At 70.9% G+C, this 13,457-nt stretch carries 11 protein-coding genes; 2 read left to right on the top strand and 9 right to left on the bottom strand.

Translation table 11 applies throughout. The features are described 5' to 3' along the window. Window positions 1-15: 15 nt before the first annotated feature. From ACFWH5_RS11280 to ACFWH5_RS11290, 3 genes are read right to left on the bottom strand one after another with little or no spacing between them, the layout of a single operon-like run. A complete protein-coding gene (locus tag ACFWH5_RS11280) occupies window positions 16-507 on the bottom strand; it encodes a peptide deformylase (protein WP_378834680.1) in 492 nt (163 codons plus the stop codon). Further along, the gene (locus tag ACFWH5_RS11285) at window positions 507-2,501 is read right to left on the bottom strand and encodes a MinD/ParA family protein (RefSeq protein WP_378834681.1); all 1,995 of its coding nucleotides are present in this window, start codon (window positions 2,499-2,501) and stop codon (window positions 507-509) included. Before ACFWH5_RS11285 ends, ACFWH5_RS11280 begins: the two co-directional genes overlap by 1 nt. Window positions 2,502-2,543: 42 nt before the next feature. Next, window positions 2,544-5,951 carry a pyruvate carboxylase gene (locus ACFWH5_RS11290; RefSeq protein WP_378834682.1) on the bottom strand — a complete coding sequence of 1,136 codons (3,408 nt, stop codon included), beginning with the start codon at window positions 5,949-5,951 and terminating at the stop codon, window positions 2,544-2,546. A gap of 92 nt (window positions 5,952-6,043) precedes the next feature. Here ACFWH5_RS11290 and ACFWH5_RS11295 point away from each other — a divergent pair, with 92 nt between their 5' ends. Then, on the top strand, window positions 6,044-6,856 hold the full coding sequence (locus tag ACFWH5_RS11295) for a ParA family protein (protein ID WP_378834684.1): 813 nt from the start codon (window positions 6,044-6,046) through the stop codon (window positions 6,854-6,856). Window positions 6,857-6,986: 130 nt separating this feature from the next. Here the strand turns inward: ACFWH5_RS11295 and ACFWH5_RS11300 are convergent, their stop codons facing one another. The 3 genes from ACFWH5_RS11300 to ACFWH5_RS11310 form a co-directional block, all read right to left on the bottom strand. After that, window positions 6,987-7,532, bottom strand: a complete 546-nt coding sequence (locus tag ACFWH5_RS11300) for a MerR family transcriptional regulator (protein ID WP_378834685.1) — start codon at window positions 7,530-7,532, stop codon at window positions 6,987-6,989. 117 nt (window positions 7,533-7,649) lie between these two features. Continuing rightward, window positions 7,650-8,339 (bottom strand): MerR family transcriptional regulator, encoded by a 690-nt coding sequence (locus tag ACFWH5_RS11305; protein ID WP_378834687.1) that lies wholly within the window; start codon window positions 8,337-8,339, stop codon window positions 7,650-7,652. Beyond that, window positions 8,339-8,815 (bottom strand): FHA domain-containing protein, encoded by a 477-nt coding sequence (locus ACFWH5_RS11310; RefSeq protein ID WP_378834688.1) that lies wholly within the window; start codon window positions 8,813-8,815, stop codon window positions 8,339-8,341. Before ACFWH5_RS11310 ends, ACFWH5_RS11305 begins: the two co-directional genes overlap by 1 nt. 110 nt (window positions 8,816-8,925) lie before the next feature. Between ACFWH5_RS11310 and lpdA the strand changes: the two genes are divergently transcribed. Continuing rightward, on the top strand, window positions 8,926-10,323 hold the full coding sequence (lpdA, locus tag ACFWH5_RS11315) for a dihydrolipoyl dehydrogenase (protein ID WP_378834690.1): 1,398 nt from the start codon (window positions 8,926-8,928) through the stop codon (window positions 10,321-10,323). 145 nt (window positions 10,324-10,468) lie between these two features. On the opposite strand, the gene ACFWH5_RS11320 is transcribed toward lpdA, so the two are convergent. From ACFWH5_RS11320 to ACFWH5_RS11330, 3 genes are read right to left on the bottom strand one after another with little or no spacing between them, the layout of a single operon-like run. Continuing rightward, a complete protein-coding gene (locus ACFWH5_RS11320) occupies window positions 10,469-11,581 on the bottom strand; it encodes an FAD-dependent oxidoreductase (RefSeq protein WP_378834691.1) in 1,113 nt (370 codons plus the stop codon). Continuing rightward, window positions 11,568-12,290 (bottom strand): methyltransferase domain-containing protein, encoded by a 723-nt coding sequence (locus tag ACFWH5_RS11325; RefSeq protein WP_378834693.1) that lies wholly within the window; start codon window positions 12,288-12,290, stop codon window positions 11,568-11,570. Before ACFWH5_RS11325 ends, ACFWH5_RS11320 begins: the two co-directional genes overlap by 14 nt. After that, a complete protein-coding gene (locus ACFWH5_RS11330; protein WP_378834694.1) occupies window positions 12,290-13,444 on the bottom strand; it encodes a type III polyketide synthase in 1,155 nt (384 codons plus the stop codon). The genes ACFWH5_RS11325 and ACFWH5_RS11330 overlap by 1 nt, the downstream gene beginning before the upstream one ends. Window positions 13,445-13,457: the final 13 nt, after the last annotated feature.

Here is a 13,457-nt window from a genome sequence, read left to right on the forward strand (position 1 = left end):
GAGAGGGCGTGGGGATCAGAACCAGTCGCTCTCGCGCACCTGACGCATGGCGAGCTTGCGCGTCTCCCCCTCGAGCCTACTGAGGTAGACCGTGCCGTCGAGGTGATCTGTCTCGTGCTGCAGCGCCTGCGCGAGCAGGCCCTCCCCTTCCACGACCACCGGGTTGCCGTCGAGGTCGGTGCCCTCCACCCGCGCCCACGGGTGGCGAGGGGTGTCGTGCCACAGCCCCGGCACCGACAGGCAGCCCTCGCCGGTGGGCACGGCGTCGCCGCGCACCTCGGTCAGCACGGGGTTGATCACGTAGCCGATGTCACCGTCGATGTTGTAGCTGAAGGCGCGCAGCGCCACGCCGATCTGATTCGCGGCGACCCCGGCGCGGCCGGGCAGCTCGACGGTGTCGACCAGATCGCCGATCAGTGCCCGCACCCCGTCGTCGATCGTCTCGATCGGCGTGCAGACGGCGCGCAGCACGGGGTCTCCGTACAGCCGGATCTCGCGGACGGCCATCAGGCGGCCCTCGCCCGCAGGCCCTCGATGAGGGCGGCCGCCAGCTCGCGTGCTGCCTGTCGCGTCTGGGGCTGCAGGCCGGCGAAGTCGATCGCGCCGCCGCCGGCGATCTGCGGGTCGTACGGGATGCGCAGCACGTGCTTCGCACGGGTGGCGAAGTGCGTCTCCAGTTCGCTGAGCCGTACCAGCGGCGCCCCGGGGGTGGACTGGTTCAGCACGACGATCGCATCGCGGGCGAGCGCGGCATGGCCGTTCGTCTCGAGCCAGGTGAGCGTCTCGGATGCCAGGCGCGCCTCGTCGACGCTGAGTCCCGACACGATGACCAGCTGGTCGGCGAGGTCGAGTGTGGCGGCCATGACCGAGTGCACGATCCCGGTGCCGGAGTCCGTGAGCACCAGCGAGTAGTACTGCGCGGCGACGGTCGCGACGTCGCGGTAGCCGCTGTCGCCGAACGCCTCGGCGACCCGGGGGTCCGCGTCGGAGGCGAGCACGTCGAGGCGGGTCTCATCGCGCGCCACGAGTGCGGAGATGTCGTGGAAGCCGCGGATGGCGTGCTGTGCGCGCACCAGATCGCGCACCGACTTCGCCGGCGTCCCCACGACGCGCTCCGCCAGCGTGCCGCGATCGGGATTGGCGTCGACGGCGATCACGCGGTCGTCTCGCGCGTCGGCGAGAGCCATCCCGAGCAGCGCGGTGACCGTCGTCTTGCCGACGCCCCCCTTCCTTGAGAGCACGGGAACGAACCGCGCGCTGCCGGTGAGGGGTGCGGCGATGCGGGCGGTGAGCTGCTTGCGCTCGCGCGCCTTGCGGCTGTCGCCGATGTTGATCCGGCCGCCGGAGAGCGTGTAGAGCAGGTGGCTCCAGGTGCCCTCGGGCTGCGGCTTCGACACCTTCGAGGGGTCGAGCAGCCGATCGGCGGTCAGCAGGTCGGCGCTCTCGCGCGACGCGTCGCCGAGGTCGTCGAGCCGCTTCGCGGTGAGCGCGACCTCCGCGGCGGGTCGGGCGCCGTCGGCTGCGGGGCCCGCCGCGTCCTTGCGGTCGTCGTCGTGCACGGAGTCGTTCACGGGTCGGTCCTCCTCTGCGGGCGCCGCTGGCCGCGGCGTCCTCTTCGCGGGTGCGGTCGTGGTGGCTTCCGCACGGGCCGGCAGCGACGCCTCTCTCACCGCGGGTGCGGTCGGCGTCGCGGTGGCGGTCGGGGACGTCTCGTTCTCGGCCCTCGCGGGAGCGGTGCGCTTCACCGGGTCGGTGGTTGCCGGCTTCGCCGTCGACGGCTTCCCGTCCCGAGGCGACGCCATGCCGGGCGTCGCCGTTTCGGCCTTCTCCGGAGCGGTCCCGGATGCTTCCCGCGTGGGCTGATCCGCATCCGCCGACGTCTGCGGGGCCGCCGCGGGCCGCGAAGCCGCCGCCTTCGTCGCCGGCGTTGTCTTCGCCGAAGTCTTCTTCGCCGGCGTTCTGGACGCCGCCGCCTTCCCGGCGGGCTTCTTCGCCGGCGACGGCGACATCGCCTCACGGAGCTCGGCCTTCGCCGCGGCCACCGCCGACTGGATGTCGTCCAGCGGCGCATCCTCGTCAGCCGGAGCGTCGTCGGCCCCCGGGCCCACGGGCTCCGCCTCGATGATGATCTCCTCGTCGGCGTCGGCGGCGCCGGGCCCGCCCTCCGACGACTCGTCCAGCTCCGCCTCGGCGTCCGGCGCGGACTGCTCGGGAAGCTCGTCGGCGGGCAGCTCGATGACGATGTCGGGTGTGTCGCGGCTCATCCTGGCCACGGTGACGTCATCCGCGACCGCGGACGTGTCGATGACGAGATCGGAGACGATCTCGCCCTCGATCACGCCGTCGTCGGCGAGATCGTCATCCTCGTCAGTCGGCAGGGACACGCTCACCTGAGCGGTCCCGCCGTGCAGGCCGATGCCGGTCGTGTCCGACGACGGAGTGTCGTCGAGCACGCCCAGCGAATCATCCCCTTCGGGTTCGGGGGTGTTCTTCGGGTTCACGGGCATACTCCAAGCTCGGGCGCACGTCGCGCCCGGACAAGGTTAGTGTGCCGCGCGGATGACGACCAAAAGGTCACCGGCGTCGACCTGCTGGGTGCCGGCGATGGCGAGTCGTTCGACCACCCCGTCCACCGGAGTGGTGATCGCTGCCTCCATCTTCATCGCCTCGATCGAGGCGACCGGGTCCCCCGCCTTCACGGCGTCACCTTCTTCGACCTTGAGCGTGACCGCGCCCGAGAACGGCGCCGCGATCTGACCGGGCTTCGAGGTGTCCGCCTTCTCGACGTCGTGCGCGTCGACCGCGATCGAGCGATCCCGCACCGACACGGGGCGCAGCTGACCGTTCAGGGTCGTCATCACGGTGCGCATGCCCTTGGGATCGGCTTCGCCGATGGCCTCGAGGCCGACGTACAGCCGCACGCCGCGTTCGATCTCCACCTCGTGCTCGACGCCGGGAACCAGGCCGTACAGGTAGTCCGCCGTGTCCAGGGCCGACAGGTCGCCGTACTCCTCGCAGTTCTGCCGGTAGATCTTCGTCGGCGCAGGGAAGAGCATCTCGTTCAGCATCCGTCGGCGCTCCTCGGAGCTGCCGGACAGCGCCTCCTGCTGCGGCGCGGTGATGGGGGTGACGCCCGCCTTCGCTGCTCGGCCCGCGAGTACCTTGCTGCGGAACGGCTCCGGCCATCCGCCGGGCAGGTCGCCCAGCTCGCCCGACATGAAGCCGACCACCGAATCCGGGATGTCGAAGCGCTCCGGATTCCGCTCGAACTCCTCGGGGTCGGCCTTGACCGCCGCGAGGTGCAGGGCGAGGTCGCCGACCACCTTCGACGACGGAGTCACCTTCGGCACCCGGCCGAGGATGCGGTCGGCCGCGGCGTACATGTTCTCGATGAGCTCGAAGTCGTCGGCGAGGCCGAGGGCGATGGCCTGCTGACGCAGGTTGGACAGCTGCCCTCCGGGGATCTCGTGGTGGTAGACGCGCCCGGTCGGGCTGGGCAGCCCCGATTCGAACGGGCGGTAGAGCTGCCGCATCGACTCCCAGTAGGGCTCGAGGTCGGACGCCGCCTGCAGGTCGATGCCGGTGTCGCGCTCGGTGTGCGCGAGCGCGGCGACCAGGGCCGACAGGGAGGGCTGACTGGTGGTTCCGGACATCGGCGCCGCGGCCGCGTCGACGGCGTCCGCTCCGGCTCCTGCTGCGGCGAGCAGCGTCGCGAGCTGACCGCCGGCGGTGTCGTGCGTGTGCACGTGCACCGGCTGGTCGAACCGTTCACGCAGAGCGGACACCAGCTTCGCCGCCGCGGTGGGACGCAGCAGGCCGGCCATGTCCTTGATGCCGATCACGTGGGCGCCGGCGTCGACGATCTGCTCCGCCAAGCGCAAGTAATAGTCGAGGGTGTACAGCTTCTCGTCGGGGTTCAGCAGGTCGCCGGTGTAGCACAGCGCCGCCTCGGCCACCGCGGTGCCTGTTCCCAGCACCGCGTCGATCGCCGGGCGCATCTGCGACACGTCGTTCAGGGCGTCGAAAATGCGGAAGATGTCGACGCCCGTCGACGCCGCCTCCTGAACGAAGGCGTCGGTCACCTCGGTCGGGTAGGGCGTGTAGCCGACGGTGTTGCGACCGCGCAGCAGCATCTGGATGTTGATGTTGGGCAACGCGGCGCGCAGCGCCGCCAGCCGCTCCCACGGATCCTCGGCGAGGAAGCGCAGCGCCACGTCGTACGTGGCGCCTCCCCATGCCTCGACCGACAGCAGCTGCGGGGTCAGCCTGGCCGTGTACGGGGCGACGGCCACCAGATCGCGGGTGCGCACCCGGGTCGCCAGCAGGGACTGGTGCGCGTCGCGGAAGGTGGTCTCGGTGACGGCGGGGGGCGTCTGGGCGCGCAGCGCCGCGGCGAACCGTTCCGGACCCAGCTGCTGCAGACGCTGACGCGAGCCCTCGGGCGCCGGTGCGCTCAGGTCGATCGCGGGCAGCTTGTGCGCGGGCGGCAGGGCGAGCGGGTTCTCGCCATGCGGCCGGTTGACCGTCGTCTCGACCAGCCAGCGCAGGATCTTGGTGCCGCGATCCTTCGAGACCCTCCCGCGCAGCAGCTCGGGACGCTCGTCGATGAACGAGGTCGACAGGTCGCCTGCGGAGAAGGCCGGGTCGTCGAGCACGGCCTGCAGGAAAGGGATGTTCGTCGAGACGCCGCGGATGCGGAACTCCGCGAGGGCGCGGCGGGCGCGCGACACGGCGCTGCTGAACGACCGCCCGCGGCAGGTGAGCTTCGACAGCATGGAGTCGAAGTAGGGGCTGATCTGCGATCCGGCCGCCGTGGTGCCGCCGTCGAGGCGGATGCCCGCGCCACCCGGTGAGCGGTAGGTGGTGATCTTGCCGGTGTCGGGGCGGAAGCCCTGCGTCGGGTCCTCGGTGGTGATGCGGCACTGCAGCGCCGCGCCGCGCAGCTGGATGTCGTCCTGCTCGAGCGAGAGCTCTGCGAGGCTGGCGCCGTCGGCGATCTGCATCTGCGCGCGCACCAGGTCGACGTCGGTGACCTCCTCGGTGACCGTGTGCTCGACCTGGATGCGTGGGTTCATCTCGATGAACACGACCTCGCCGGCGCGGGGTCCTGCGGTCTCGAGCAGGAACTCCACGGTGCCGGCGTTCTGGTAGCCGATCGACTCCGCGAAGGCGACGGCGTGACGGTGCAGGGCATCGCGGATGCTGCTGTCGAGGTTCGGCGCGGGGGCGATCTCGATGACCTTCTGGTGGCGGCGCTGCACCGAGCAGTCCCGCTCGAACAGGTGCACGATGTTGCCGTGACCGTCGGCGAGGATCTGCACCTCGATGTGCCGCGGCCGCAGCACGGCCTGCTCCAGGAACATCCGTGCGTCGCCGAACGCCGCGCCGGCCTCGCGCATCGCCTCGGCGAGAGCGGGCGCGAGCTCCTCGCGGGTCTCCACGCGGCGCATGCCCCGCCCGCCTCCGCCGGCCACGGCCTTCGCGAACAGCGGGAAGCCGATCTCCTCGGACTGCGCGACGAGCGTCTCCACGTCGTCGGACGCTTCGGTGGAGCGCAGCACCGGCACTCCGGCGCCGACCGCATGCCGCTTCGCCTCGACCTTGTTGCCCGCCATCTCGAGCACGCTCGCGGGCGGACCGATGAACGTGATGCCCGCGGCTGCCGCCTTCTCGGCGAGCTCCGGGTTCTCGGAGAGGAATCCGTATCCGGGGTAGATCGCGTCGGCGCCCGCGTCGAGGGCGACCGCGATGATCCCGTCGACGTCGAGGTAGGCCTGCACGGGATGCCCGCGCTCGCCGATCTCGTAGGCTTCATCGGCCTTCAGCCTGTGCAGCGAACCGCGGTCCTCATAGGGGAAGACGGCGACCGTCCGTGCCCCCACTTCGTATGCCGCACGGAATGCTCGGATCGCGATCTCACCGCGATTGGCCACCAGGATCTTCTGGAACATGCACACCTCTTGAGAGGTCGATGCGCGCGGTATCCACGCGCAGGGCGGGGGCTGAGTGTGTGTCCAGACTAGGGCACGGTAACGTGGAGGTCGTGCACGTACTCAGCGTCAGCTCCCTCAAGGGAGGCGTCGGGAAGACGACCGTCACCCTCGGTCTCGCCTCCGCCGCCTTCGCCCGCGGCATCCGGACCCTGGTCGTCGATCTCGACCCGCAGTCCGACGTGTCCACCGGCATGGACATCCAGATCGCCGGGCGGCTGAACGTCGCCGACGTGCTCGCCAACCCCAAGGAGAAGGTCGTCCGCCAGGCGATCACCAGCAGCGGCTGGGCGAAGGTGCATCCCGGCACCATCGACGTGCTGATCGGCAGCCCCTCCGCCATCAACTTCGACGGACCGCATCCGAGCGTGCGCGACGTCTGGAAGCTCGAAGAGGCACTGGCCGCCGTCGAGACCGAGTACGACCTCGTGCTGATCGACTGCGCGCCGTCGCTGAACGCCCTCACGCGCACCGCCTGGGCGGCCAGCGACAGGGTGATGGTCGTCACCGAGCCCGGGCTGTTCTCGGTCGCCGCCGCCGACCGCGCTCTGCGCGCGATCGAGGAGATCCGGCGCGGCCTCTCCCCCCGCCTGCAGCCGCTCGGCATCGTCGTGAACCGGGTGCGCCCGCAGTCGATCGAGCATCAGTTCCGCATCAAGGAACTGCGCGACATGTTCGGTCCGCTGGTGCTGTCGCCTCAGCTGCCCGAGCGCACGTCGTTGCAGCAGGCGCAGGGCGCCGCGAAGCCGCTGCACATCTGGCCCGGCGACTCCGCTCAGGAGCTCGCCACCGACTTCGACGCGCTGCTCGACCGCATCATCCGCACCGGCCGCGTGCCCGTGCCGGAGACTGGCGCACAGGCGTAACCGCGAACGCAGGAAGCCCGCTCATGGAGCGGGCTTCTTCTGTATGGTCACGCCCCGGGCAGCCGAAGCGGTGTCCTGGGAGAGGGGCTGCGCCCGAGGGGGCGCAGCGATCCCGAGAGGACGTGGGGACTTATGCCGTGCGCTTGGCGCGTCGTGCGGCGAGCTCGTCGACGGGGTCGGGAGCGGTCGGGTCGAACTCGACGAGCGAGACCTCGACCTCGCGGAGGACCTTGCCCACGGCGATGCCGAACACGCCCTGACCGCGGCTGACCAGGTCGATGACCTCGTCGTTCGAAGTGCACAGGTAGACCGAGGCTCCATCGCTCATCAGCGTGGTGCCCGCCAGATCGCGGATGCCGGCGGCGCGCAGCTGGTCGACGGCGGTGCGGATCTGCTGCAGCGAGATGCCGGTGTCGAGCAGCCGCTTGACGAGCTTGAGCACGAGGATGTCGCGGAAGCCGTAGAGGCGCTGCGATCCGGAGCCGCTGGCGCCGCGCACCGTCGGGACGACGAGTTCCGTGCGCGCCCAGTAATCCAGCTGCCGATAGGTGATCCCGGCCGCGCGAGCGGCGACCGCACCGCGGTAGCCGACCTCGTCGTCCATCGCCGGCAGGCCGTCGGTGAACAGGAGTTCGGTCACGAACCGCGGGTCGCCTGCGAGGTCATCCGCTTTCATCCTCTGTCCTCCCGTGAACACCCAGACCGTCCTGGGCGATTACCTCCACGCTAGAGCAGCCCACCTGCCCCGGCAATGACATCCCGCGCGCGGCGAGGGTGTGTCGCAACCCGTTCGTTACGAAAGCACCCGATCCAGCGCCTGCTTCACCAGCATCCCGCGCACCTCGCCGATCCGCGTGGCCAGCTCCGGAGCCAGTTCACTCGCGCGACCGCGCGACGCGGCATCCGGACGGCGCAGCAGCGTCGCCAGCGCGGACTCGATGAGAGCGGCCTCCCGCTCGGCGTTCTGCCGCAGGCTGCGCAGGTGACGGGGCTCGATGCCGTGGCGCGCCAGCGTGACGATCCCGCCCAGCAGCGTCGCGATCTGCTCGGAGTACGTCTCCGACGGGGTGATCAGGCCCGCGCTGATCGCGTCGTTCAGCAGCTGCGGGGTCGCCCCGGTGGTCGCGAGCAGCTCCTCCCGGCGGTGCCGCCGCGCGCCGGGCGCGATCGACCGCGGTGCCACCATGCTGCGCCCCTCGCCCTTCGCCTCGGCCTCGTCGAGCTGCTCGCGGATCACGCTGAGCGGCAGGTAGCGATCACGCTGCAGGGTGAGGGCCGTGCGCAGCCGCTCGACATCCGACGCCGAGAACTTGCGGTACCCCGACTCGGTGCGGGACGGGGTGACGATGCCCTGCACCTCGAGGAAGCGGAGCTTGCTCGACGTGAGCTGGGGGAACTCCGGGGTGAGGCGAGCCAGAACCTGGCCGATGCTGAGAAGGCCCGTGGGCGCGGAGCGCTCCCGGGCGGCGCCGGCCGCCGCCATCAGCCGTTCGCCGTCGCGAGGTCGATCGGAGAGGCGAAGAAGTTCATGCGGAACTTGCCGATGCGCAGTTCATACCCGTTGTCGAGTTCGCTGCGGTCGACGCGTTCGCCGTTCACATAGGTGCCGTTGAGCGAGCGCTGGTCGATGATCTCGAAGACCGAGCCCGTTCGCGTGATCTCGGCGTGACGGCGAGAGACGGTGACGTCGTCGAAGAAGATGTCCGCTTCGGGGTGCCGGCCGACCGTGGTGACATCGGAGTCGAGCAGGTAGCGGGCTCCCGCCAGGGCGCCGGCGCGCACCAGCAGCAGCGCCGATCCCGCGGGCAGCGCGGCGATGGCGGACTGCTCGGCCTCGGTGAGCTCGACGCCGAACGGCACGAACGAGAGATCCGAGTCGTGGCCGAACGTCTGCGTCACATCATGCCGCTGCTCGCCGCTGCGGCGGATCGCGCCGTTGGTGCTGTCGCTGTCTGTCACGGGTATCCCTCCTCCGGGTCCCCAGCCTAACGGATGCAGCGGGGTGATCGGGAGGTCGGATCTCGGCGTCCAGCCGTCTCCCGTCGACCCGCAGAGGATAGGCTGGAGGCATGCCACACTACGATGTCGTCATCCTCGGCGCGGGCCCTGGCGGATACGTCGCCGCCGTCCGCAGCGCTCAGCTCGGAAAGTCCACTGCGATCATCGAGGAGAAGTACTGGGGCGGTGTGTGCCTGAACGTGGGCTGCATCCCCTCCAAGTCGCTGCTCAAGAACGCGGAGATCGCGCACACCTTCACCCACAAGGCCGAGTTCTTCGGCATCTCGGGTGACGTGCACTTCGACTTCGGCGCCGCGTTCGACCGCAGCCGCAAGGTCGCCGAGACCCACGTCAAGGGCATCCACTTCCTGATGAAGAAGAACAAGGTGACCGAGTACGACGGTCGCGGCACCTTCACCGGACCCAAGGCGATCTCCGTGGCGAAGTCCGACGGCAGCACCGAAGAGGTCACCTTCGACAACGCCATCATCGCCACCGGCTCGACCGTGCGGCTGCTGCCCGGCGTGCAGCTGAGCGAGAACGTGGTGACCTACGAGGAGCAGATCCTCAGCCGCGAGCTGCCCGAGTCGATCGTCATCGTCGGCGCCGGCGCGATCGGCATGGAGTTCGCCTACGTGCTGTCGAACTACGGCGTGAAGGTGACCATCATCGAGTTCCTCGACCGCGCCCTCCCTAACGAGGACGCCGACGTGTCGAAGGAGATCACCAAGCAGTACAAGAAGTACGGCATCGAGATCCTCGCCTCGACCAAGGTCGAGACGGTCACCGACAACGGCTCGTCCGTCACCGTCACGTACACCGGCAAGGACGGCAACCAGGCGTCCATCGAGGCCGGCAAGGTGCTCATGTCGGTCGGCTTCGCGCCCAACGTCGAGGGCTTCGGGCTCGACGCCACCGGCGTGAAGCTCACCGAGCGCGGCGCGATCGACATCGACGACCACATGCGCACGAACGTCGAGGGCATCTACGCCATCGGCGATGTCACTGCCAAGCTGCAGCTCGCCCACGTGGCCGAGGCGCAGGCCGTCGTCGCCGCCGAGACCATCGCCGGCGCCGAGACCCAGACGCTCGGCGACTACCGGATGATGCCGCGGGCGACGTTCTGCTCCCCGCAGGTGGCCAGTTTCGGTCTCACCGAGGAGCAGGCGAAGGCCGAGGGTCGCGAGATCAAGGTCGCGAAGTTCCCGTTCAGCGCGAACGGCAAGGCGAACGGCCTTGGTGAGCCCATCGGCTTCGTCAAGCTGATCGCCGATGCCGAGCACCTCGAGCTCATCGGCGGCCACCTGATCGGCCCCGACGTCTCCGAGCTGCTGCCCGAGCTGACGCTGGCCCAGAAGTGGGATCTCACCGCCCTCGAGGCCGCCCGCAACGTGCACACCCACCCGACCCTGTCGGAGGCGCTGCAGGAGGGCTTCCACGGCCTGGCCGGTCACATGATCAACCTCTGAGGCTCCGCGCTTCTTGACCGAGGCCCCCGCCCACCGTCCACGCCCCCGCCGGGAGCGCGACGGGGCGGGGGCTTCGGCATGCAGCGAGGGGCAGCGAGTGCTCCGGGCATAGCGATGGCTTCGGTTGCGCGAGGCCGATGCGCCGTCACAGACCGGCCATCGTCACGAGGTTCTCAGCCCGCCCGCGCAGCGGTGCGGAGCCCAGCATCCGGATCAGCGCCTCCCGCCCGGCCTGCTCGAACGGCGTCGCCGCGGCGCCCATGCGCATGTAGAACGCCGAGCGTCGCTGTGCGTCGGCGGCGGCGCGTGCGGTGCGCCGGTCGTAGCCGGGCAGATCGGATGCGCCGCGACGCAGCGCGTCGAGCAGCAGCGGCGAGAGGCGGCGGGCATCGGTCCAGCCGAGGTTCATGCCCTGGCCCCCGATCGGGCTGATCTCGTGCGCGGCGTCGCCGAGCAGCACGATGCGCCCGTGCACCGTGCGCTGCGCGCGATGCTGGGCGGCGACGAATTCCGCGGGGCGGATGCCGGCGGGGATCTCGATCCGCATCCCCGTGCGGTGCAGCACGGCCTCGCGGAACCAGTCCGCGTCGAGGGGCTCGACCAGTTCGCGCACCACCCAGCGTCTCGCCCCGCCCGGCAGGGGGAAGGACTCCACCAGTCCGGCCGGCTCGCAGTGCAGTCGGGCGACGGCGTCCGGTGCGGGATCCGGGACGTCGACCATGGCGTAGCGGGCGCTGCGGCCGCGGGCGTGCCATCCGACGCCCAGCATGCGTCGCAGCTTGCTCCGCACGCCGTCGGCCACCATCAGGAATGAGGCCGTCGTATCCTGCCACCCCGCCGTGTCGGCGATCCGCACGCGCACCTGATCCCCCTGCTGCCAGGCGGCGAGCACCCGGCAGCCCGTCGCGACAGGGCTGCCGAGCCGCGTCAGCCGTTCCCGCAGCAGCGCGTGGGTGCGTGGCTGAGGCAGGGTGAGCACGGGGCGCGGCGCGCCGAACCGCACGGCGGCCAGCATCCGTCCTCGCGCATGCACCTCGCCGCCCTCCAGTGCCAGGCCCTCGGCGCGCACGGCATCGCCGACACCCGCGTCGTCGAGCGCGGCGAGACCCGGCGGATGCACCCCGATGGCGCGGGTGCGATCGTCGGCGTCCTCGTGTCGTTCGCAGATCAGCACGTCCGCGCCGTGCGCGGCCAGCAGGCAGCCCAGCAGCATCCCCACCGGGCCGGCACCGGCGATGATCACGTCATGGTCGGGCATCGTCCTGCTCCGTGCGCAGCAGCAGCCGGGCCGGCATCCGCTGCTCCACGCGCCACCCGTCTCCCGCGGCCGCCGCCAGCTCGCCGGCCGTGTAGGAACGGCGGATGCTGGTGAGCCCGTCGGCGCGGATGAAGGAGTCGGCGAGCAGCGTGCCCGCCAGCGGCAGCGTCGCCGCCGCGAACAGCGCATAGGCGGTACGCCCGCGCGCGATGTCGCTGTGGATGACGAGCCCGCCGGGCGCGGTCAGCAGGCGGGAGTCGTCCAGCAGGCTCGACAGCTCCTGGCCGGTCAGATGGTGCAGCAGATGATTGGACAGCACGACGTCGAACTCCTCACCGTCGCGCACCAGATCGGCCGTCGAGGCGCACAGCCAGCGCACACCGTGCGATCCGCTCCGCGTGGCCGCCCATCGGATCGCCCGCTCGTCGAGGTCGAGCGCGGTGACCCGCGCGACGCACCCGTCCGCGCGCAGCCGGCGCTGCAGCGCCCGTGCGAGGTCTCCCCCGCCGGCTCCCACGTCCAGCACGCGCAGCACCCCCTTGCGCCGTGCCAGCGGTCGGATGTCGCGCCGGTACACGCCGCGCCAGCCCGACACGACGGCGTTGACCGGCGCGAAGCGCGCGTAGGTGCGCTCGAGCATCCGATCGTCGGCCTGCGGGTCGTCCATCAGCTCGCGCGCGTCGACCGCCCGCGAGGCGAGGTCGGGCATCATGCGCCGTGCAGCACCGTGAGCAGCGCGCTCTCCGCGGTGAGCCCCGGCCCGAACGCCATGGCGGCCACCCGGCCCCCTGCCCGGGTGCCCTCATCCTCGAGGATGCTGCGCAGCACGAACAGCACCGTGGCGCTGGACATGTTGCCGTACGCCCGCAGGACCTCGCGCGCCGGCGCCAGCTGCGCGTCGCTCAGCGCGAGGCGGTCCTGCACCCGGTCGAGGATGCTGCGCCCGCCGGGGTGGATCGCCCAGTGCGCGACCGGGTCGCCGATCCTGCCCTCGTCGAAGGCCTCCACCAGTGCGGGCTCGTCGCGCCACAGCGGGCGCAGCGCAGTGTGGATGCTCTCGCCGATGATCTGCGGCACGGCGGTGGACAGCACCATCTCGAACCCGCTGTCGCCGATCGTCCACGCCATGTCCTTCTCGCCCTTCGGGGCGATCGCGGTGTGGAACCGGTCAAGACCGAACGCGGGCACCGCGGAGTCGAACGTGCGCGCGGTGACCAGGCCGGCGGCGGCGCCGTCGGAGAACAGCGACGAGGCGATGATCGTGTCGGGGTCGTCGGATGAGCGCAGGTGCAGCGTGCACAGCTCCACGCTCACGACGAGCACCACCGCCTCCGGGTCGGCGAGGCAGAACTGCCGCGCCGCGCGCAGCGCCGGCATCGCCGCATAGCAGCCCATGAAGCCGAGGTGGTAGCGCTCCACCGCATCGGACATGCCCAGACCGCGCACGATCTCGTAGTCGGGACCCGGTGCGTGAAAGCCCGTGCACGAGACCGTGACGACGTGCGTGACGTCGGCCGCCGTCAGATCGGGGTCGGCCTCCAGAGCGCGGCGAGCGACCTCGACGAACAGCCGATCGGCCTCGCGGATGTAGACCTCGTTGCGTGCCTTGGTGCCGGGGGCGAGCAGCCGACCGCTCTCGCGGTCGTAGAACAGCGCCGATGTCGCCTCGGCGCTCAGATCGAGCTCGTCGAGCACGGTGTGGCGCATCTCGACGCCCGATCCGTTGAACGATGCCGACACCAGCCGTGTGCCCAGCCTGCCGATGTCGGGTTGCGCGGCGAAGACGTCGCGCACCATGCCCTGCTCGAGCGGGACGTCGGGAACGAGGGTCTGCAGGGAGCGGAGCTGGACGGTGCGGCTCATGCGCTCACTCAAG

The sequence above is a fragment of the Microbacterium sp. NPDC058345 genome (assembly GCF_042723855.1).
Lineage (GTDB): Bacteria > Actinomycetota > Actinomycetes > Actinomycetales > Microbacteriaceae > Microbacterium.